At 43.7% G+C, this 21320-nt stretch carries 16 protein-coding genes; 4 read left to right on the top strand and 12 right to left on the bottom strand.

Going from position 1 to position 21320, the window contains the following annotated elements:
* Window positions 1-116 precede the first annotated feature (116 nt).
* The 4 genes from CW735_RS07660 to CW735_RS07645 form a co-directional block, all read right to left on the bottom strand.
* The gene (locus CW735_RS07660; protein ID WP_100971555.1) at window positions 117-2072 is read right to left on the bottom strand and encodes a methyl-accepting chemotaxis protein; all 1956 of its coding nucleotides are present in this window, start codon (window positions 2070-2072) and stop codon (window positions 117-119) included.
* A 397-nt stretch (window positions 2073-2469) separates the two neighbouring features.
* On the bottom strand, window positions 2470-5589 hold the full coding sequence (locus CW735_RS07655) for an efflux RND transporter permease subunit (protein WP_100971553.1): 3120 nt from the start codon (window positions 5587-5589) through the stop codon (window positions 2470-2472).
* 11 nt (window positions 5590-5600) lie between these two features.
* Window positions 5601-6920: an efflux RND transporter periplasmic adaptor subunit gene (locus tag CW735_RS07650; RefSeq protein WP_100971551.1), complete on the bottom strand. Its 1320-nt coding sequence runs from the start codon at window positions 6918-6920 to the stop codon at window positions 5601-5603.
* Window positions 6921-7058: 138 nt separating this feature from the next.
* Window positions 7059-7436 carry a hypothetical protein gene (locus CW735_RS07645; RefSeq protein ID WP_100971549.1) on the bottom strand — a complete coding sequence of 126 codons (378 nt, stop codon included), beginning with the start codon at window positions 7434-7436 and terminating at the stop codon, window positions 7059-7061.
* A 316-nt stretch (window positions 7437-7752) separates the two neighbouring features.
* Here CW735_RS07645 and CW735_RS07640 point away from each other — a divergent pair, with 316 nt between their 5' ends.
* The gene (locus CW735_RS07640; RefSeq protein ID WP_071979910.1) at window positions 7753-7974 is read left to right on the top strand and encodes a hypothetical protein; all 222 of its coding nucleotides are present in this window, start codon (window positions 7753-7755) and stop codon (window positions 7972-7974) included.
* 178 nt (window positions 7975-8152) lie between these two features.
* Here the strand turns inward: CW735_RS07640 and CW735_RS07635 are convergent, their stop codons facing one another.
* On the bottom strand, window positions 8153-8731 hold the full coding sequence (locus tag CW735_RS07635; protein WP_100971547.1) for an FMN-dependent NADH-azoreductase: 579 nt from the start codon (window positions 8729-8731) through the stop codon (window positions 8153-8155).
* A 248-nt stretch (window positions 8732-8979) separates the two neighbouring features.
* On the opposite strand from CW735_RS07635, the gene CW735_RS07630 reads away from it, so the two are divergent.
* Together CW735_RS07630 and CW735_RS07625 are read left to right on the top strand one after the other, a co-directional pair.
* Window positions 8980-9678, top strand: coding sequence for a pirin family protein (locus tag CW735_RS07630; RefSeq protein WP_100971545.1), 699 nt, complete (start codon window positions 8980-8982; stop codon window positions 9676-9678).
* A gap of 450 nt (window positions 9679-10128) precedes the next feature.
* Window positions 10129-12522 carry a fatty acid cis/trans isomerase gene (locus CW735_RS07625; RefSeq protein WP_100971543.1) on the top strand — a complete coding sequence of 798 codons (2394 nt, stop codon included), beginning with the start codon at window positions 10129-10131 and terminating at the stop codon, window positions 12520-12522.
* Here CW735_RS07625 and CW735_RS07620 read toward each other — a convergent pair whose 3' ends face one another.
* The 5 genes from CW735_RS07620 to CW735_RS07600 form a co-directional block, all read right to left on the bottom strand.
* The gene (locus tag CW735_RS07620; protein ID WP_332310105.1) at window positions 12523-13620 is read right to left on the bottom strand and encodes a mechanosensitive ion channel family protein; all 1098 of its coding nucleotides are present in this window, start codon (window positions 13618-13620) and stop codon (window positions 12523-12525) included.
* Window positions 13621-13809: 189 nt separating this feature from the next.
* Window positions 13810-16920, bottom strand: coding sequence for an efflux RND transporter permease subunit (locus tag CW735_RS07615; RefSeq protein ID WP_100971539.1), 3111 nt, complete (start codon window positions 16918-16920; stop codon window positions 13810-13812).
* 2 nt (window positions 16921-16922) lie between these two features.
* Window positions 16923-17549 (bottom strand): efflux RND transporter periplasmic adaptor subunit, encoded by a 627-nt coding sequence (locus CW735_RS07610; protein WP_157812660.1) that lies wholly within the window; start codon window positions 17547-17549, stop codon window positions 16923-16925.
* Between the two features lie 7 nt (window positions 17550-17556).
* Complete coding sequence (gene tnpC / locus CW735_RS07605; RefSeq protein ID WP_100970864.1) at window positions 17557-18966, bottom strand: IS66 family transposase; 1410 nt, start codon at window positions 18964-18966, stop codon at window positions 17557-17559.
* Window positions 18967-19062: 96 nt separating this feature from the next.
* Window positions 19063-19707 (bottom strand): efflux RND transporter periplasmic adaptor subunit, encoded by a 645-nt coding sequence (locus tag CW735_RS07600; RefSeq protein WP_100971535.1) that lies wholly within the window; start codon window positions 19705-19707, stop codon window positions 19063-19065.
* Between the two features lie 260 nt (window positions 19708-19967).
* Here CW735_RS07600 and CW735_RS07595 point away from each other — a divergent pair, with 260 nt between their 5' ends.
* Window positions 19968-20642, top strand: coding sequence for a potassium transporter TrkG (locus CW735_RS07595; RefSeq protein ID WP_100971533.1), 675 nt, complete (start codon window positions 19968-19970; stop codon window positions 20640-20642).
* Here the strand turns inward: CW735_RS07595 and CW735_RS07590 are convergent.
* Complete coding sequence (locus tag CW735_RS07590) at window positions 20620-20880, bottom strand: nucleotidyl transferase AbiEii/AbiGii toxin family protein (RefSeq protein ID WP_083595269.1); 261 nt, start codon at window positions 20878-20880, stop codon at window positions 20620-20622. The genes CW735_RS07595 and CW735_RS07590 overlap by 23 nt on opposite strands.
* Window positions 20861-21265, bottom strand: a complete 405-nt coding sequence (locus CW735_RS07585; RefSeq protein ID WP_071979919.1) for a DUF6088 family protein — start codon at window positions 21263-21265, stop codon at window positions 20861-20863. Before CW735_RS07585 ends, CW735_RS07590 begins: the two co-directional genes overlap by 20 nt.
* Window positions 21266-21320: the final 55 nt, after the last annotated feature.

Below are 21320 nucleotides of genomic sequence, written 5' to 3'. Positions count from 1 at the left end.
TAGTATGGTTTGGTGCAATACTGCAAACAGGCATAAACAATTGATTGTTTTTATACATATCTATGCCTGATTTATTGAACTCGCTATGTTATTAACCCGCCATTTAAAAAACACTTCTACAGCTTAAATTGCCCTACTAAGTCGTTGAGATCGTCTGATAATGACAGCAAGTTATCGGCATTAGTAGATAGCCCCTGCGACGCTTTACTCACGTCTGATGTCGATGCTTGCATGCCGACAATGTTTTTACTAATTTCTTCAGATACCTGATATTGCTGCTCTGCGGCAGTAGCAATTTGGGTAATCTGATTCATTATCTGCTGAACCAGCGCACCTATTTTTTCAAAGGTTTCACTTGCCTCGTTTGACTGCGTAGTTGCTTGCTCTGATTGTTCTAGACTGGTGGTCATTTTAGAAGACACAAACTGCGTTCTTTCTACAAGCTTGTTAAGCATGGTGTCAATTTCTTCTGTGGCTCCGTGAGAGCGCTGCGCAAGCGTTCTTACTTCATCGGCGACCACAGCAAACCCTCTACCTTGCTCTCCCGCACGGGCCGACTCAATGGCTGCATTTAACGCCAGTAAGTTGGTTTGTTCTGCTATACCTCGAATAACATTCAAGATTTTATTAATATTTTCGCTCTCGTTTTCAAGTTCCTCCGTTGCCGAAGAGGCTTCGCGCATCAGCGTCATCAACTGCTCTACTTGAACCACGGTGTCCTTAATAATTGAGCGACCACTTTGACTGGCACTGTCAGTTTGTTCAGTTGCATCTTGCGTGGATACACAACTACGCGCCACTTCTTGCGCCGCTGCAGCCATTTGATTTGTGGCCGTTGCAGTATGCTCAATAGACTGCTCTTGCTTTTCGCTTGCTTGATTAAGCGATTGGGCAACCGCTTTAAAGTCTTGGGATGAACTGTGTAAGATTTGGGCCTGCGCTTTAATTTGGCCTATAAGTTCACCAATCGAGTTCATAAACTGATTGAAATAGTTAGCAAGTTCACCAATCTCATCTCGCGTTTTTACGTCTAAGCGCTGGGTTAAATCACCTTTGCCGTCTGCAATGCCTTTCAGGCTTCGGCTGATATGAAGAATGGGAGCAACAATTTTATTGGCAAGCAGAACGCCAAGCACGCTACATAATACAAGCATTACAATAAGTACAATCATCATGGTGGTAACTATGTTTCTAGCCGGCGCTTCAATGTCAGAGCTTTCAATGACACCAACAAACTGCCACTTCAGGTTAGGTGAGCGATATTTAGTTACCGTCACCTCGCCATTTTTGGTATCTACAGAAAACGTTTTATCACTTTCAGTCTTCAGCGCCTTGTAAAGGGCCAGATTTTGCAATTCACTTATATTTTTAAAGTTATTGGTTTTATTTCGTGGATCAGCAAGCACAACGCCATTTTCATCCACTAAAATGACATAGCCCGACTCACCTATTTTCACATCATTCACCAACCGAGTCAGCGTATCGAGGGTGACATCGATAGACTGAACGCCAATTACACTGCCATTATTAGCGGTAATTGTGGTGGCAATAGAAATCATGGGGCCGCCCGATATTCCCTGATAAGGCGAAGTAATAATGGCCTCACCGCCTGCTTGCTTAGCCTGCTCATACCAAGGCCGTTTGCGCGGGTCATAATTTGTCATTGGCTCTGCGGGATATTGAATGAATCCGCCAGACTCTGTGCCCATATATACATTCAGTAAATTGGGATGCTTTTCTCGAAACTGCCCGTGAAAATCGTAAATTGCCTTTTCAACTGCGCCGTTAGATCTCGGCGTCATATCAGCAGAGCGGTTGATGTAATTCGTGATTGGGGTATTGGCAGCGGCTTTAACACGCTCATCATCGGCCAAATAACGAACGTGCTCTTTCATTCCTTCAAAAAATAGCTCAAATGCATTATCGATTTGCTTTATTTCTTGAGAAGCACTATTGACGAAGTAGTTACGAGATTGTGTAAAGGTTTGTACCGTGGTGGTGACCACCAAAACAATGATGGGAACCGTAACGGCGACTAAAAATGCGGTTATAAGCTTACTTCGAATATTCATCAAAAACTTCTCTTTACTTTAACGTTCTTACAGAATGACCTCAGAGGGCGTCATTTTTATCTTATCGACTTTTTTACCTTATCAGTAAAGACATGTTTTCGTAAGCGCGGATCACTTTTTATCAGTAAAGGTGCGTCATTAAAAATGGAAATCGAGCTAAAAATGGAAAGAGAACTGAAAAAGATAACCGGTGGAAGATAAAAAATAAAAAAAGCGGTAAGGCAATGATTACCTTACCGCTCCCATACATTGTTTATCCCGCTTTATCGCAATGTATTTTGTCGCAATTTATTCGGCTTAATTGAAGACTGCGTTTTATTAATGCGGCGCACTCACCTTCTAGAATTGCCGAGTATAAAAATCAAAGTGAAACTAAGCTCTAATTTTACTAATAGCGCTATGCACTTTTTCTTTTCAACAACCCTTTCATATCTCTACCATACCGCCTGAAATAACTCTTAATGTCTTCTAGAATTAAATAGTTCAGCGGAACAATGAATAGCGTTATTAATGTGGCGAACAAAATACCAAAACCAAGACTTACCGCCATCGGTATTAGGAACTGTGCTTGAGTCGACTTTTCAAACAACAAAGGCATTAGCCCGGCAAAGGTGGTTAACGATGTTAACAACACAGGCCTAAATCGACGGCCGCCGGCATCATAGACAGCTTTTTTGATTGCCTCTCCCTCTTTGCGCTTTTGATTAATATAATCAACTAACACCAAAGAATCGTTCACTACCACACCAGAAAGAGCCAACATTCCCATAAAGCTAAGCAGAGTTAAGTCCATTCCCATAATCCAATGGCCTATTACCGCACCCACCAAGCCAAATGGAATAACAGACATAACGATAAAAGGCTGGGAGTAAGATTTAAACGGAATAGCTAACAAGATATAAATGAGTATTGCCAGCCCAATACCGCCGACAATGAGCCCTTGAGATGACTCTTGCTGATCCCGCGCTTCCCCTGCCATTTCAAACGTAACACCGGGGTATTGCCCTAGCTGCTGTGAAAGCCAGTCGTTAAGTTCTGACTGAACGAGCGTAAGATCACCATTTTTCTTATCGAAATCGGCGGTAACCGACAGCGTGCGCTGCCTGTCTACCCGTAAAATGCTGTCGGGGCTAAAGCCAGGAATTACGTCGGCAACCTGCCAAAGCGGAACTTCTTGATTTGGGCCTATGCGGATCATCATTTGCTCTAATGTCTCAATAGACTGGCGCGCCTGCAGCGGATAACGCACCATTACGCGCACTTCTTCCCTACCGCGCTGAATGCGCTGAATTTCAAAGCCAAACACAGCTTGCCTTACTTGTCTGGCAACGGTGTTCAAATCCAGTCCAAGTAATCTTGCTTCAGGCTTAAGCTCAAGCTGCAGTTCTTCCTTACCATCAGACAAAGAATCTTCAATATCAAAGACGGCTGCATACTCTGCCATTTTTGTCTTTAACTTCTCTCCTAACGCATTAAGCGCATTTGTGTCTCTACCTTTAAGCTCTATATCTACCGCGGCGCCACCCCAGCCGCCTATTTCGGCACGATAGTTTAGCTGCTCTGCTCCAGCAATCTGTCCAACACGTTTACGCCATTCGTTAACGACTTCTCTGGTTGAAACATCCACGGTACGCTTCTCAGGTGGCACTAAATCTATTTGTACTCGTCCTGTAGTAGAGTTTCGTCCACCGCTTACTGAATAAATATTGCGAATAACCGACTCACCGGTGTCTTCATCTAAATACTCTTCACGAAGCGCTTGGGCGTGCCCGGTGATAGATTTCACAATGCGGTCTGTGCTTTCAAACGCCGTCCCTGCCGGCATCACTAAGGTAGCTGTTGCCACCTCGCTTTGCACCCGAGGGAAGAATACAAACTTAGTTTGTCCGCTAGCAATAGAACCAATAATGATGATGAGAGTGGAAAACATTAACATCCACGATGCGTAGCGCCACTTCATAGCGCGGGCCAATAAAGGTTGATACACACGCTCAATAAGTGTTTCAAGAGATTTAGCTATTTTCTTTTGGATTTGAGAAAGTTTTGACGCTGGCTTGTCTCCGCGAGGTTTCACATGCTTTAGGTGAGCGGGCAAAATAAACTTCGATTCAATTAGAGAAAACAGCAATACGGGAATGATGACAAGAGGAATAGCCGCGTACCAACTTCCTCTACCGGTTTGAAACGCTAGAGGTAAAAAGGCTGCTGCGGTGGTTAAAATACCAAAAGTCACAGGCACTGCCACTTCCTGCGTACCTTTAATAGCTGCGTCCAGAGGGTTCTCGCCCCGCTCTAAGTGAGCATACACATTTTCTCCGGTTACAATAGCGTCGTCGACCACTATGCCCAGTACCAAAATAAAGGCAAACAAACTCATTAGGTTTAGGGTTACATCGAACACAGGCATAAGGAGAAATGCGCCCATAAAACTCATGGGAATACCCAAGCAAACCCAAAACGCCACTGAAGGACGCAAAAATAGCGCTAACAGCGTAATCACGAGTAGCGCACCTTGCCATGCACTAGTGGAAAGTGTGGCTAAGCGGGCTTTAATTGGCTCACTTCTATCACGCCAAAAATCTAAGCTTAACCCTTCTGGCATTTGAGTCTGCTTAGCCAGCACGTAGTCTTTTACTGCCTGTGTAACTTCAATAATGCTTTCATCACCGGTGCGAAATACTTCCACTTCCACAGCGGGCATACCGTTGAACCTTGTTTTTAGTGGTGTCTCTTCAAAAGCATCCACAATATTGGCAATGTCACCAAGTTTTAGCATGGTCCCATCTTGCGTGGTAACAATGGGAATGTTGGCATATTCACTTGCATTGTAGGCCTGCCCCCTACTACGTATAAATATGTCACCGCCCTCAGTCTTCAAATTACCTGCAGACACATCAGTAGCATTTTGGCGAATAACCGTAGCTACCTGCTCAAGGGTGAGGTCGTATTTTCTAAGCGCAAGCTCCTGAATTTCTATTGAAATCTCAAACGGCAGCGTACCTCCAACTTCAACTTGAGACACTTGACTAAGGGCTGCCAACTCATCGCGCACGGTGTCGGCTTGACGTCGTAACGTTACAGGGTCATATTCACCGTAGAGCACAACACCAATTGCGTCTCTTCGCCACTGTGGCACTTGAATAAGTAGGTTTTCGGCATCGACAGGAAAATTATTGATTGCGTCGACTTTAATTTTTACATCATCAAGCAACTCTCGTACGTTGTACCCTTCCTCTACCTCAATGGTGACAGAAGCGCTGCCTTCACTGCTTGAAGAATTGAGTTCGCGGATCCCTTCTAAATCCTGAACCGCCTCTTCAATACGAATAGTAATGCCCTCTTCAACTTCTTGTGGTGATGCGCCCGGTAACGACATAGACACTCGTACGCTGCGCTGCTCAAACTCAGGAAATAAATCCACCGGAATATGATTCGAGACTACATAAAGACCCGATATAAGGATTACGGCAAGTAAGATATTTGCCGCTACATCATTTTTAGCAAACCATGCAATCATGTCAGCAACTCCTACTGTGCTTTGCTGTTTTTCGCATTTTCAGCATTATTAGCCTGAAGCGATTTCTGAGCAGCTGATGACTCTGGCAAACTATCGGCTAGCGATTTTACCTTTGTACCATCGGGAATATTAGCGGTAGGGGTAAGTATTAGCTTATCGTTAGGCGTTAAAACGTTCGCACTATTATTCGGCATTTGTTGCGGTGATGCCGACACAATTACGTTTTTATCATCTGTCCAAAGTGGCGTTACAGGTCGCTTGCGTAGCGTTCCGTCGTCCACCACACTCACCATGTTACTTTGTGATACCGCTTGTCTGGGTATAACGAACACGTCGTTAAGTTTTTGACCTTCTACACGGGCACTTAAAAACTGACCAACTCTAAGAGCCGGTCGCTGCTGCGTTGCCTCAAAAGGCGCTTCTACTTGAGCAACAAGAAACAGCATTCGAGTTGTTGGGTCAAACGCCCCTTCACTTCTCACAATTTCACCATCCCACTGATAAGTTTTGGTGCCAAGATCACCATACAATTTAACTCGGGGATTCGAAGCATTAGGTGCAGTATTTTCACCTAAATAAAAATATTCTAACTCGGCTGTTTTAATTGGCAGCCTGACTTCGACAACATCAGTACTATAAATAGACGCTATTGTTTGTGAGGGTGAAACCACCTGCCCTACATCTACAGACTGACTTAACACCATGCCATCAAAGGGCGCTTTAATTACTGTGCGCTCGAGATTTAACTTTGCCCCCATCAGCCTTGCTTCAGCAGCCCGAAGCGCTGCTTCTGCAGCTGCCACTTGCGGCTTACGTAAAGCAAGAAGTTTGGCAGCTTCACCTGATGGTTGTTTATTCCATTGCTGAGCAGAAAAATCGGCTTCGGCCAATTCTTGAAGATAAACGACGTTGGCATCGGCAACCGCAGATTTGGCGATATCAACTTCAATTTGAAAGTCGCGATCTTCCAATCTAACAAGCACGTCACCTTTTTTAAATGAGCCGCCAGCTCTAATATTTGGAGCAACCGACACTACACGCCCTGACACGTCTGCTACTAATTCGGTTTGAGTAAGGGGTTGAGCGGTGCCATAAGATTCAATCCACACTTCATAATCTTCAACAGTAAGGTCCATAACATCAACCGCTACTGTAGGCGCAGACTGGCTCCCTCCCCACTTTCTTGCCTCGGGCTTGCTTGCAAACATAGCTTTTACTACCAATGCAGCGATAATCAGAATGACTATGGATACACCGGCATGAATTATCCATGGCGCCTTTTTATTAAAGATTTTTTGTTCATTGTTATAGTTATTGTCAGGGTTGACCATTCTTCTCTCCGCGCGGCAGACGCTTTACTGCAATTGTAAACACGCGAAGAATACGTTGTTTTGTGGAGGAAGGACTATACAAAGCGACAAAAAGTCGAAAATTGAGGTTTAACATTAAGAGCACATCGTATTAACAGGTTATAGAACGCCTGAAAGCCAGTGCTTTATTTTTTCTTCATCTTTATCAATCATAAACGGCATGGTGAGATTTGAAGGCCTATGCGGGGAACCTGCGTGAACAAATATACTGTTTTCGACAATACCCACCGCTTTGCAGCCGGCCTGCTGAAAAGCCAAGTATCCCGCCATCATTTCGCCAATCGCATCATGAGTAATGCCCGCAGTTTCGGTGGGACGTTGAAAAAGCACCCACTCACTTAGATGAGCCGTTAAAGACAGTACATCTCGAGTTAACTCGCGCACGCCATGTAAATTAAACCCTTCGGAATAATCACAAAAGACCGTGTTTTGACTTAAAGACAAGGAATATAAGCCGTGTGCGCTGGATGTAACCATGTTTTCGCTGGTGTACGTTAGTTAGACTTAAGTATATTCTCAGTTTATTTATAACACCAAATTAAATAAAGAGTAATAATTCGAACACTTTGACGAAAAGTAAGTGAAAGCGCGGCAAAAGGATTATTTCTTATCGGTTTGCAAATGGAATCTGTAGGTGAATAAAATTTATTCGGTACATCGTTATGTCGTAAACCCATTCTCAGAGCTAATTCATTTACGACTCCTCGGTTAACATAATGTAACGCACAAAAAGTGAACATAATACTTTCTTTGAGAGAAACAACCATGGTCTACCCAATAAACGGAGAAAGTTATGTTGATGACATATGTGAGCTATGCCGTAATCGCTGGTGGTATTTTCATTTTAAGCTCGTTTTTTTCCCAAAAGCTTTTAGCGAAGTCGAAAGCTAGGAAAGGTGAAATGCAAGGTGGAAGGAAGCTTGTAGCCTTTTTAGCGGGTGCAGGTGTGGTTACATTATTGGGTGCTGCAACAGCTGCTGCAGCAGTCCATACTTCTACAGGCTTTATATTGTAGGGGCAATGGATCGTAAAAACTGCGGTTTCTAAGAGCTTTGGTTTTTAGGAATTGTGGGCAGCCTAGTAGCGTTTATCTTTAGTAAGGCCAACGCTGGCCTCACTAAAGATGCTAGTGCAGGCTTAATTTCAAAAAGCCCAACTGCTAACGAACACCTATTTGAAGGTTGAAGGCAAAACTAAAACTTAAATTCACTAATTGCTTGTTTAGCCGCATTCATTCGTTCTTCACCGTCTGGCATAGCTAAGCCCTCAGCATAGATAAACGAAATGTCCGTAAGACCAATCAGACCGAAGAAATCCTTTAGATGCTGAGATTGGGTGTCTTTTTGTGTGCCTTCATATATACCGCCTCGCGCGGCAACTACTATTATCTTCTTGTTTTCTAACAATCCAACAGGTCCGTTTTCTGTGTATTGAAAAGTAACGCCAGCACGTGCGATACGATCTACCCATGCTTTGAACGTAGAGGGAACACCAAAATTGTACATAGGCATAGCAATTACAACAGTGTCGCTTGCTTTAAGTTCATCGATTAACGTGTCAGAAAAACTAGCCAGCTCTTGATTATTACTATCAGGTGCCCACGATGCCATCTCAGCTTGTGTTAAATGCGGTAGTGCGTCGGCAGCCAAGTCCCTTTCCACTATATTGGCAGACTTTTCTTCCTTCAATTTTGCTACAAGCAAATTACCAAGAATGTTGGAATTACCCTTGTTGCCGTTCAGCGATGACTTAATAAATAAAACGTTACTCATTATTGTTCCCTCTTACAGTTGATTAGTATTAGTGAATGCTTGGGATGATTATTCAATGACTCGGCGATAAATAAAATTGAAAAAAATAACACCAACCATTCCACTAAAACGAATATTCAATAAAAATAGCACCGCTTATTCACCAAAATCATTCTAATAAAAAGAATATTTAAACCTTTTTAAAATAATTTTGCTGTGTTCCATAAAGCAATAACATAGCGGCACAAGGTAAAACCAAAAGGTTAAACATGAAATACATTAGAAAATCAGCAGAACGGGGCAGTGCTAGCTTTGGTTGGCTCAACAGCAAGCACAGTTTTTCTTTTGGGCGTTATTACGACCCTAAACACATGGGTATATCGGTGTTACGGGTGATAAACGAAGACGTTGTAATGCCTGGACACGGTTTTGGTAAGCACGGACACCGTGACATGGAGATTGTGTCGTATGTGATAGAGGGCGCACTTAAACACGAAGATAGCGAGGGAAATAGTTATATAGTTCCCGCTGGTGATGTACAGCGTATGAGTGCAGGAAAAGGGGTTATGCATAGTGAGTTTAATGCTTCAGACAATGAACACGTAAAGTTTCTACAGATATGGATTACCCCCTCAAGCAAGGGTATTGCGCCAAGCTATGAGCAAACCACGATTAAGCAGGCAGGCCCGCTTACTCCCCTAGTAACACCCCAGGGAAACGGCGGCTCACTGTCAATACATCAAGATGCCAGTATACATCGTCTTGTGTTGGAGGCTGGGCAGTCTTTAACATTAGAAGCATCAAGAACTGGCTATCTGCATCTTATTAGTGGTTCAGCTACTGTGAATTACCAGCATTTTAATCATCGTTTTGAATCAGGCGATGCATTTGCGTCTACCGCAAATGAAACTTATCAGGTGGTTGCTGAAAGTGCCCTAGAGGCTCTGTGGTTTGATTTACCGGTTTGATTTAGCAAAATTGCACAGCGTAACTCAACCCGGTGACGTTGTTAGCTGCGGTGGATATAAAAAGAAAGCGTTCACGATTGCTGATGGTAGAAGAGCTCGACATTTGCGCTTTAAATCTTTTATTTTCTACCGCCTACACGTTGGCTCAGGTATAGTTGTAAATTAGTTAGAGCTAATTAACAGACTTACTTGCTCCCAGCTTGCTGCTATTCGATGTCACATTTTGTCGGTGTTATATTTTTGGTGTTTAATTTTGAAAGTATTCTTTGAAAGTACTTTTTGATAGTACCTTCTGATAGTACCCTAGATGCAACTTAGTAAGAAGTTGGCCTCTTTTTCAGCTGAAACAAGCTTGTAAAACAGGTTTATGGTATTAAGTATCATTCAGGCTTTAGGTGAAACAGCCAATATCAACATTGATAGCAACACCACTAATAAGAGAATTTCTGCATGAATAAATGGGTTACCTCCATTTCGTTTATCCTCGCCCTTTCAGTAGGCTCAGGTTTGTACCATTACTTTCAAACACCGTTAAAAGCAAAGTCGCTACCCATTTCAGCCCCCAAAGCAAGTGAAATAGTTGACTACCACAGCCAAGTAAAACCTGTTTTAGCGCAACGCTGTGTGGTATGCCACGCCTGCTACGATGCTCCGTGCCAGCTTAAAATGGGCTCTTTTTCAGGCATTGAACGTGGCGCAAACAAAGCGCGTGTTTACGATGGTGAACGATTGGTAGAGGCGAACCTAACCCGCTTGTTTGAAGACGGCCACACTCTGACACAGTGGCGAGACAAAGACTTTTTCCCGGTAGTTTCAGACTCACCTAAGGAAACGTCAGAGAACTTTTCTTCCAAAGAGTATCAATCCTCTGCTAAAGATAATTTGTCCTCGAGCGTAATAGCTCACTTGCTTCAATTAAAACAAGACAACCGTGCCGAGACAGAAGGCACGACGCCCTCACAGCTTAACAAAGAAAAATACCCTCTAAATATCAATAGATCATATCAGTGCCCTACCATTGACGACATTGGTACCTATAAACAAGATTACCCGCTTTGGGGAATGCCCTATGCACTTCCGGCGATAAATGAAAAAGAAAATACGCTTATATTAAATTGGATTGCACAAGGTGCGAGAGGAAATGACGACATTGTATTAACAAACGCTCACCTGAAAAAAATTGAGGAATGGGAACGCTTCTTAAATGCCGATGATTTAAAATCGCAGTTAATGAGCCGGTATTTGTTCGAGCACCTTTTTCTAGTGCACTTGCATTTTAGTGCTGAACAACCAACGCAATTCTTTAAGTTAGTGCGTTCATCTACAGCTCCGGGCACCCCAGTAGAGGGTATTTTTACCCGCCGCCCCTTTGACGAACCAGATGTTGAGCGAGTCTATTATCGTTTAGTGCCTGAAAAGCAAACTATGGTGCACAAATCACACATGCCCGTGTTGCTTAACGAACAGCGCATGAAAAAATGGCAACGATGGTTTTTAAACAACAACTACGCAGTTACTGAGTTACCTTCATATAAACCTAAAGAGGCATCTAACCCCTTTATTACTTTTGCGCAAATTCCTATAAATGCGCGCTACAAGTACATGCTAGATGAAGCTCAAAATACCATCATGCAATTTATTAAAGGCCCCGTTTGTCGTGGTCAAATGGCACTCAATGTAATTAATGACCATTTTTGGGTGGTGTTTTCCGAGCCTGAGCTGGATCTTGTTCAAAATAACGGAGAGTTTATTCAGCAAGCGTTACAAAATATAGAGCTTCCGGCTGAAGAACAGAGCAATGCGTTGCCCACAGCATGGATGAACTATGCGGCCATGGAACGAGAGTATTTAACGGCTAAATCTAACTTCATTGACACTCAAATAAAAAACAAGTTGAGCATAGACTTAGATTTATTGTGGGATGGTGAAAATAACAATGAAAACTTGGCGCTCACCATTTTCAGGCATAACGACGCTGCAAGTGTAGTAAAGGGGCTTGTTGGAGAAACACCCCAAACGGCTTGGGTGTTAACCTACCCCTTGTTCGAACGAATTCATTATTTGCTGGTAGCAGGATACGATGTTTACGGCAACGTTGGCCACCAGCTAAATAGCAGAATGTACATGGACTTTTTACGCATGGAAGGCGAGTTTAACTTCTTATCATTTCTTCCTAACAAAACTAGAGAAGAGGTAAGAAGCAAGTGGTACAGAGGTTCTGTAAGCGAAGTTGAAGAGTTTGTTTACAAGGGCAACACGTCGGATATAAAAACCGATATCGAATATCAAACAAAAGCCCCTTACCAAGAACTGCTCAATAAAATTAAAGCTAAATTTGACGATACGTTGAGCAGCCGCCATAGCTTAGAAAATGGATTTAATTCAAAAGAAGCAATAAACAGTTTTAAGCGTATTAATGCTATGCAGGGAACAAATGTATCACTACTGCCGGAATCGACCATAGTGCGTGTTTTTGATAAAGACAGCAATTCAGAACACTTCTACACCATGCTTAGACATAGCGCTCACACCAACATCTCCCATTTATTTAATGAAGAAGATAGAAGGCTGCCGGAAGAAGATACAGTAACTATTGCAAGCGGGTTTATGACATCTCACCCCAATGCGTTTTTACAAATTGAACTGTCCGAGCTACCAAACTTCGCCAACCGCATCAATAAAATGGGGTCAGAACCGGATTATGCTGCACTTCTAGACGCCTACGGCGTGAGGCGCACAAACCCAAAATTTTGGGAATACGCCGACAACATGCATGAGTACTTTAAACGCAACTACCCTGTTGAGTTTGGCTATCTAGACTTTAATAGGCTAGAAAACAGATAGTTAAAGAATATTCTCTCCCGCCTCTGGGTCTCTTGAGTTGCGTGCCTGTTCTCTAATCTCATGGGCTTCAGAGGTCACATCATCACCTTCAGAGGGGGTTATAGCAGCTGATGATTCTTCATATTCATCGCTGCTTGGCTGTTGAGCACTAATAGACTCTTTCGAGCCATTTAAATTATGTTGAGGTTGTACGTTTTTCACCTCTAAACCTTGAGGAAATATCCGCTCTCTTGCGTCATCTGGCATGCTAATATTGGCATCCATAAAGGCTTGGGTAATATTGCGCATCAGTACTGAGGCCATTTTAAGCACGCTCGTTTCTTCTACATTTACCCAGAAATAAACCTTCACGTTGTAGGCTGACGCCCCAAGTGTATCAATTAGGATTTGGGGCTCAGGATCTTTTAGTACGTTTTGATGTGCTGCAATAACGTGCTGAGCAATACTCTGGGCTTGCTGAATATCGGCATCGTAACCTACCCCTATAACGAATTTGCCACGCATAAGTGGGTTGGCCGTAAGATTTTTAATAACGCCTTTGTAAATTGTGGCATTAGGAATTTGAATATGATTGCCATCGAAATCGACCAAGGTGGTTGCTCGTGCTGTGACCTTTTGAATAATGCCAGTAAACTCGTTTATCTGAACAATGTCGCCAATGCGAAACGGGCGCTGTATTGTTAACAGCAAACTTGAAATAAAGTTTTCTGCAATATCCCTAAAGGCAAAGCCTAGAATAAGCCCTACAACCCCGGTACCACTGACTACAGCAATAGCGAAACCGGTAAGCCCGGCAAGAAATAAGAAAAGATAAATACCAAGCAATATAAGAACAATACTAATACTTCGCTGAATAACCGAACGCAGAAGTGGTGATGTTGTTGTGCGTGTTACTGGCTTTATGAGCAGTTTTGCAGCATGAGGCGCGAGAACAATAAACACCGCCATAACAATAATTCCCAAGCCTAACCCTGGCAGGCGAAACAAAAAACTCTCCCACAGTTGGGCAAGCAATGATTGAGCATTAGACAGACTGGTAATTGCTCCACTCCCGGGATGAGATTGAACCTGAGTAAACACCGTGAAAAACCATTTCATTTGTGACAGCGTTGCAAACATAACCTTAATCCTTGGTGCATTGCCTGCTAAAAAGCAGCGGCATTGTGAAGAGTTAAGCACTGCATCAGCTTTTTATGCAGCACCAGTGAAAAGTGACACGGCGAAATTGACGCAGCGAAATTGGCGTAGCGAAATTGGCGTAGCCACATTAACAGAGCAACATTACCCCTACTTGTCGCTGCCCCCGACTTTATAGGCAAACTTTCGCACCCAAAAGAATAAAAAGGGCGCAAAAAACACAACACAAACAGTGGTCATAGAAATACCGCCTAGCACGCCTATGCTTATAGCATTTTGTGCGCCAGAACCTGGCCCTGAAGCAAATGCCAACGGCATCACCCCTAAGATAAAAGTCAACGATGTCATAATAATAGGGCGAAAGCGTTGTTTTGCGGCGTCAAGTGCGGCATCAAATGCGTTAGCGCCTTCTTTGTAATTGCGCTGTGCAAACTCCACAATCAATATTGCATTTTTAGCAGCTAGCCCCATGGTCATTAGCAAGCCTACCTGAAAGTAAACATCGTTTGACTGCCCCGTTAACCACGTCGCCAACACCGCTCCACAAATACCAAGAGGCACCACCAGTATGATAGCCAGCGGAATAGCCAAACTTTCATATAGCGCAGCCAATATCATAAACACAACAGCAACGGTAATACTGTAAAGCAGTAGTGTTTGGTTACCACTTTCCTTTTCTTCATATGACAGACCGGTCCAAGCAATATCGAAACCATCGGGCAATGACTGTGCAATACGCTCTAGCTCTGCCAGCGCTTGCCCCGAACTTACCCCTGGAGGTGTTGAGCCCTGAATTTCTCTAGACGCAATGCCATTAAAGCGAGTGAGCTTTGAAGGCCCGAAAGACCAATTACCAGCCGCTATTTGACTAAGCTTTACCATAGTTCCGGCACTGTTGCGTACATACCAATCATCTATGTCTTTTGGCAGCATGCGATATTGCTGCTCGGCCTGAACGTAAACCCGTTTTATACGACCACTATCAATAAAGTCATTAACATAACGACCTCCCAAAGCAACGCTTAAGGTTTGATTTACCGTTGAAATTGGCACACCAAGTGCGAGGGCCTTCGGGGTATCTATATCTAAATTATATTGCGGATTATCAGCCAGCCCATTAAAGCGCACTTGAGTTAGCATTGGGCTGCTATTCGCTTCTGATAATAGCTGCTGAGTAGCCTTCTTCATCGCTTCATGCCCTGCCCCTTCGCGATCTATTAGCTGAAGTTGAAACCCACTTGCATTCCCTAATGCACTAACAGGAGGCGGAACGAGAGGAATAATCATGGCATCTTTCACTGGCGCCAGCGCTTTCGCCGCTTTCTGCTTAATATTGAAAACACTGTTTGCTTCGCCACGCTGCTCCCAGTCTTTCATCTTAACAAACGCTATTCCCACGTTTTGTGCTTGGCCTGCAAAGCTAAAGCCCGCTGCCGTGAATAGTCCATCTACAGCACCGTTGCTGCCGTCCAAATAAAAGTCTTCAACTTTAGCCATTTTTTCTCGTGTTTGTTGAAGTGTTGAACCAGGCGGACCGGTAACCAAAGTAAACATTCTACCTTGGTCTTCTTGCGGTAAAAATGATGTTGGTATGCGTAAAAAGACCCATGCACCTGCAGCAACAAGTAAAACGAACACCCCAGGCAATATCAGCTTATTGTTGATTAACTTTTCTAGCAGCTGGCCTTGCGCATTTTTAACACCATCGAACCCTTTGTTGAACTTATGTAGCAAGCCGCCCTGTTTCTTTTTATCACTAGACTGCAAGAAAAGCCCGCATAGCGAGGGGGAAAGCGTAAGCGCAATAAACAAGGAAATCTCCATAGCGACAGATATAGTAATAGCGAACTGTCGATAAATAACGCCCACCGAGCCACTGAATAACGCCATGGGTAAAAATACTGCCCAAATAACAACGGTTGTGCCAACCAAAGCCGATGATATTTCAGCCATGGCTTTTTTCACGGCTTCTTTAGGGGTTAGTTCGCTGTCTTCTTCCAGCTTTCTTTCCGCATTTTCAGTAACCACAATGGCATCATCTACCAACATGCCTATAGCAAGCACCAACGCAAACATAGTAAGCACATTGATTGAGTAACCAAATAACAGCAGAAAACTTAGGGTGCCGAGCAAAACGATGGGAATGGCTACCGCAGGAATAAGAGTAGCCCGAAAGGTTTGCAAAAAGATATAAATCACCAGCACCACCAGCACTACGGCAATACCCAGGGTTTCTAATACGTTAAAAATTGAGGCTCGGATAAAAGGCGAAGTATCTACTGGGTAGGCTATTTCAAGGTCTTCAGGAATAATTGTTTTAAATTCATCAATTCGTGCTTTTAGCGCTTCTATAGTGGCAAGCGCATTGGCTGAAGGCGACAATTCTATGGCAATACCCGACGCAGGTTTTCGATTCCAACGCCCAAGTACGCGGTAGCTTTCTGCTCCCACCTCAACGCGAGCAACGTCACCTAAAGTTAAATTTGCCCCACTTGTGTTTGAGCGAAGCAAAATTTGTTTAAACTCCTCAGGGGTAGTAAGTAACGATTGCGCCGTAATAGTAGCATTAAGTTGTTGACCTTCAACGGAAGGTGCGCCACCTATTTCACCGGTCGCTAACTGCACGTTTTGCTGTTCTATGGCATCAATGACATCAAGCGCGGTGATGTTGTAATTATTCATGGCATTGGGATTAATCCATATCCGCATGGCATGTTCTGGGCCAAAGGTTTGTATTTGCCCAACGCCATTAATTCGGCTTAGCGGTTCTTCAAGATTAGAAACCAAAAAATCTGAAATTTCATTCCGATTCATTTTTCCGCTTTTGGAAAAGAAACTCACTAGCAGTGCATAGCTGTTGCCCGCCTTCTCAACCGACACGCCCAATTGCTGCACAATAGGAGGTAAGGCAGACTGAGCCTGAGACACTTTATTTTGAGTTTGAACCTGTGCAATGTCTGGGTCTGTGCCGGGTTCGAAGGTAAGTGTAATTGACGCAGTTCCGGCCGACGAACTTTGCGACTGAATGTAGCGCAAGTTATCTATGCCAGTAAGACTTTTTTCAATAACCTGGGTAACGGTTACTTCTAGCGTTTCAGCCGAGGCCCCCGGATAGTTTGCTGAAATAGATACTTTGGGCGGTGCAATGTTCGGATATTGTTCAAGGGGTAAGCTGAGCATTGAAAATACTCCGCTACCCATAATCAATAGCGCGATAACACAGGTAAATATGGGGCGATTAATAAAGAAGCGTGAAAACATAATTAGTCCTGCTCCCCATTCGTTTCTTTTTTACCCTGCATTTCGGCTTTTTGGCCTTGCGTTTCTTCTTGCCTATTTGCATTGAGACGTTCCGGTTTTACCGGCTGACCCTCTTGAAGCATCATAGTGCCTTCAACAATAAGCTGTTCTCCCTTATTCAACCCCTTTTTTACTATCCATTTGTTTTCAAATGCGCTACCAGTAGTAACTTCTCGCTTACGCGCTTTATTATCGCTATCTATCAACCAAACGTGCTTAGCGCCTTTTGCGCTCATTTTTACGCTTTTTTGAGGAACAATAACAACCTTGTTAGCCCCGTCGTCTTGAATTGCACCACGGACAAAAAGCCCAGGGAGCAATACGTTATCGGGGTTTGGAAATACGGCACGCAGCCTAATAGTACCGGTTTGATTATCTACCGCTAAATCTGCTGTCTGAAGCTTTCCCTCATGTGTATAGGGCTCATCCGAGTCTAAAAATAACGTTACGGTTTCGCTGCTTTCATTTTCTCTGATTCCAGAGTTAATAAGCTGTGTGTACATCTGTTGCTGATCGTTTGCCGACAAGGACAAATCGACATAAACAGGATCTAGTTGGCGAATAGTGGCAAGTGGCTGGTAACCGTTCACCAGGGCCCTATTGACAGGCAACTTTAAAGTCTTTGAGCAGAGGATAGGTGGTTTTATTCAGCGTCGCAGCAAGTATTGCCCGGATCCATTTCAGAGGATTCAACTTTTGTTTTCGGCAGGTTTCAACAATGGTCAGGATGCGCTGTCTGAACAGTTCGCCCCGATGTGACCACACGCCATAGCTGCCTTTTCGCCACAGTACATAGCTACGCAATGAGCGTTCTGCTTCATTATTGGTCAGGGGCACGCCTTCATTCTTGAGGAATACCCAGCACATATCATCGTGTTTCAGCAGCAGTTTACACCGGTTCTGATACCGGGGAGTCACACAACGTCTTGATGCCAGTTCGAGTTGTTGTCGCCATGCGATGCGTAGCTTTTCCATTCGGTCCCGGTATCGCTTTTCACTTAGCTTGTTACTTTCATACCGGTGTTGCAGCCGGAACAACAGGCGGATGAGCCTGACCAATACTGTACCGTAGATTTTATTCGTGCCCCAGCTTTCCGCCAGCGCATTCATATTTCTTAAGATATGCGCCCAACATAGTTGACGATGGTCAGCATCAATATAGTGATAACCGGCATACTGGTCAGTCACAACAATGTTTTCTGGATTATCGCCCAGTAATTTCTTCGCTGCCCAGGCTCCGCGTGAGAAGTGGGTCATGAAGCATGATAACTCTGCTGTGCAGACCTGCCACATCCAACGGTTTTCGTTGCCACGCTGATGACGGGTTTCATCGCAGTGTACCACCGCCTCAGTGCGCATCATCTCTTTGATATCCTGATACGCTGGCGTCAGCACTGAACTAACCCGGCCCTGCGCTTCAGAGATAGCACCGCGACTGAACGATAAGCCGAAGTTCTGTTCGAGCTGTTGCTGGATTTTACTGATACTCTGGTGAAACTGACCGGACTGCATTGCCACATAGGCCAGCAGGTTATTGCCCATCTGTCCCTGATTCACGTTGTCAGGTAGCGTTGCTTTTACCGTTTTACTGCACTGACAACAATGGCCCTGATGCAACTGATGTTCGACTACAGAGAATGCCTGGCTGGGAATATCAAATACCTGATGCCGACGATAAGGGGAATCATTGATAGCAATGTCACCACCGCAAGCACAAGTATCGTCGGGATAATAGGTGCGCGTCTCATCAACGGTATCGGCCAGCATCCGCTTACTACCTTTATGGCCGGATTGCGCACCGCGCTTACGGCCCGTCGGCTTTTTAGCTGGCGCAGATGAAGCTACACTCGGACCATTAGAAGATGGCGGGCGCGATGAATTACGACTGTTCTGATTCAGTCGGTCTTCGAGGTCATTTAGCCTGTCCCAGAGTGCTTGAATAACCAATTTTGCATCATCTAAGTTATCGACTGCGGGCGGCTTTGATAGCTGTTTTTTACGTGGCATGAAGTCACTTTGACAGACTGGGGGGATCAATCAATAGGATCCAAGAGATCACTGAAAATAAATATATTTAGCTGTCAATAGGGCCCTGCTGAACGGTTACAGTGGCTGTTCCTGTTGCTGCGAGACCAGCGCGCCCTTTGTTACATTAGAGGGGCTGATAAAACCAGTTATGGGTGCGTACACTTTGGTGTAAGCTAAATTTATTCTGGCTGTTTTCAGTTGCGCCTGCGCTTGTGCAAGCGAGGCTTCGGCCTGAGTTAACTCTGTTTCTGCATCGTCAAACGCTTGCTGGCTGAGAACGTCTGAGGCCGCTAAACTATCGTAGCGATTCACCACCGATTGGGCGTTTTCCACCCTTGCCTGCGCATTATTGTAACTTGCTTGCGCCGACTCAAAATCAGCTTGATACCGATTAGGCTCTATTTGATAGAGTTGCTCGCCCTCTTCTACTATGGAGCCTTCTGTGAACATGCGCTTTTGTACAATACCACTAACCTGCGGTCTTACTTCAGCCACTTGAAATGGAACAACCCGGCCTGGAATCTTATTAACAATGGGCGTTGATTGAAAAGAAATCTCAATATAGCCCACTGGAGCAGCAGGTGTTCTTTTAGAACTTTCAATCGATGAGGAATTGGATGAAGATGGCTTTGACGATTTTTTATCGTCACTACAACCCTGTACCAAAAACAGAAGAGAAAGCGATATTACTACCGCTAGAACACCGACACGTTTATTCATTTTTCCATGCTCTTTATTTGATGATATCAAAAGGACGAAGACGTTTAATCCATTAGGTTGTTTATCGCGTCAGCGAAAATAATCTATCGCGATGTTTTGGGAATAATAGGCAGATAACAACCAAAACTCGCAAATTGCTACGAATTCCAAAGGCAATAAAGATCAAACTAAATATACGGCACTCTGATCTTTTACCCTTTCAGTAGTCTAACTATGGTTGTAAAAATAAATTCAAAAGCCTGCAATTTAGCAATCAGATTGTGAGGAAAATAAACCTGAATAGTGCAAATAAAAAAATTAATAACTCTGTATTTTCAAAGTCACCTACTGTGTTACTTGTGTATGGTTATTTATTTTTTCTGGTAATCGCATTTTTGCTCCTCAACCTGCCTTTCGCAAAAACGGCGCAGATAGATTGGCTAGACACACTGTTTATGGCCACCTCAGCGGTTTCCACTACAGGACTTATCACAGCTCAACCTGGCTCAGATTATTCCTTTTTTGGGCAGCTAGTAACATTGTTAATTATTCAGATAGGCGGTATTGGATATATGACATTTGGCTCGTTCATCCTCATTGCGTTAAAAGCGAAAATGTCGAAAGATTCCCTTAAAAAAGGCTTACAGGTAAACAAAAGAGAATTTGCGTTCCCAAAAGAATTTAAGCCAAGTGAATTTGTAAAAAAGGTAATTCTTTTTACTCTTATCGTAGAATTTACTGGCGCTTTATTTCTGTCTTATATATTCATTCAAAGCGGTGAAAATATGCCGATTTGGTCGGCTATTTTTCACAGCGTAAGCGCATTTTGCACTGCCGGATTTAGCCTTATGACAAATAGTTTTCAATACTATCGGGGTGATTTGGCAGTGAATGCCATTATCTCTACTCTGTCTTTACTCGGTGTCATAGGCTTTATCGTGATGGTAGATTATTAAATACCTTGTTGGGAACCAGCTTAATATCGATATCTTCCGACATGCGATACGTTTTTATATCAGACTTGGCAAGTGCAGTGCCGCCCGTGAATACCAACTGGTGGTGTTCGAATTCGATTATCGATAGGTGCCTTAATAATTGGACAACATAGTAGTCCTTTTCGACAATTGCCGGGTTGCCTAGCCCTATGGCGTCGGCAACATCGACAAATAGCGAGCTATCGAGCTTCGTTGACACGCTGCTTACCTACGGTAATTTTACGGGTAAAGCGTGGATCGGTTGGAACAATTTTAACACTAGCTGGAATTTGCGTACTCTGGCCTGAAAAGTTCATGTTCGACAAATCATCGAACTTGTAGTCTACATCTAATCTTTCCATAGCTTCTATTAGTACACCATCAGCACCCGCAGCATTATCCGGCATTAATTTACCTGTAATGCGATTGACTCTGGCACGGGCATAAAGCCCGTAACCTATCTTCATCAACAAGCCTTCACGAGCAAGATTTCTAAGGCCTCGACCTACTTGGTCGTAGTCAGCTATATCTTTAAAATCAGAGCGCAAAAAAACAGAACGCTTAGAACGCTTGACTCTTGTCTTTATTCTGTCTTGTATCGTCATCTGCCCCCCCTATGCACATTGAATATATAATAGGCAAAAATACGACATTTTTCAA

Origin of the sequence: Alteromonas sp. MB-3u-76 (genome assembly GCF_002831605.1) — a bacterium.
Classification (GTDB): domain Bacteria; phylum Pseudomonadota; class Gammaproteobacteria; order Enterobacterales; family Alteromonadaceae; genus Alteromonas; species Alteromonas hispanica.
The sequence above is the reverse complement of the archived record's forward strand: the minus strand, read 5'-3'. Positions and strand labels throughout refer to the sequence as shown.

Bases quoted from the DNA above. Each gene is read 5' to 3' on its own strand.
- CW735_RS07660 (WP_100971555.1), bottom strand. From the start codon at position 2,072: ATGAATATTCGAAGTAAGCTTATAACCGCATTTTTAGTCGCCGTTACG.
- CW735_RS07640 (WP_071979910.1), top strand. From the start codon at position 7,753: ATGTTGATGACATATGTGAGCTATGCCGTAATCGCTGGTGGTATTTTC.
- CW735_RS07585 (WP_071979919.1), bottom strand. From the start codon at position 21,265: ATGACGATACAAGACAGAATAAAGACAAGAGTCAAGCGTTCTAAGCGT.
- CW735_RS07630 (WP_100971545.1), top strand. From the start codon at position 8,980: ATGAAATACATTAGAAAATCAGCAGAACGGGGCAGTGCTAGCTTTGGT.
- CW735_RS07620 (WP_332310105.1), bottom strand. From the start codon at position 13,620: ATGAAATGGTTTTTCACGGTGTTTACTCAGGTTCAATCTCATCCCGGG.
- CW735_RS07615 (WP_100971539.1), bottom strand. From the start codon at position 16,920: ATGTTTTCACGCTTCTTTATTAATCGCCCCATATTTACCTGTGTTATC.
- CW735_RS07655 (WP_100971553.1), bottom strand. From the start codon at position 5,589: ATGATTGCATGGTTTGCTAAAAATGATGTAGCGGCAAATATCTTACTT.
- CW735_RS07650 (WP_100971551.1), bottom strand. From the start codon at position 6,920: ATGGTCAACCCTGACAATAACTATAACAATGAACAAAAAATCTTTAAT.
- CW735_RS07625 (WP_100971543.1), top strand. From the start codon at position 10,129: ATGAATAAATGGGTTACCTCCATTTCGTTTATCCTCGCCCTTTCAGTA.
- CW735_RS07635 (WP_100971547.1), bottom strand. From the start codon at position 8,731: ATGAGTAACGTTTTATTTATTAAGTCATCGCTGAACGGCAACAAGGGT.
- CW735_RS07645 (WP_100971549.1), bottom strand. From the start codon at position 7,436: ATGGTTACATCCAGCGCACACGGCTTATATTCCTTGTCTTTAAGTCAA.
- CW735_RS07600 (WP_100971535.1), bottom strand. From the start codon at position 19,707: ATGAATAAACGTGTCGGTGTTCTAGCGGTAGTAATATCGCTTTCTCTT.
- tnpC (WP_100970864.1), bottom strand. From the start codon at position 18,966: ATGCCACGTAAAAAACAGCTATCAAAGCCGCCCGCAGTCGATAACTTA.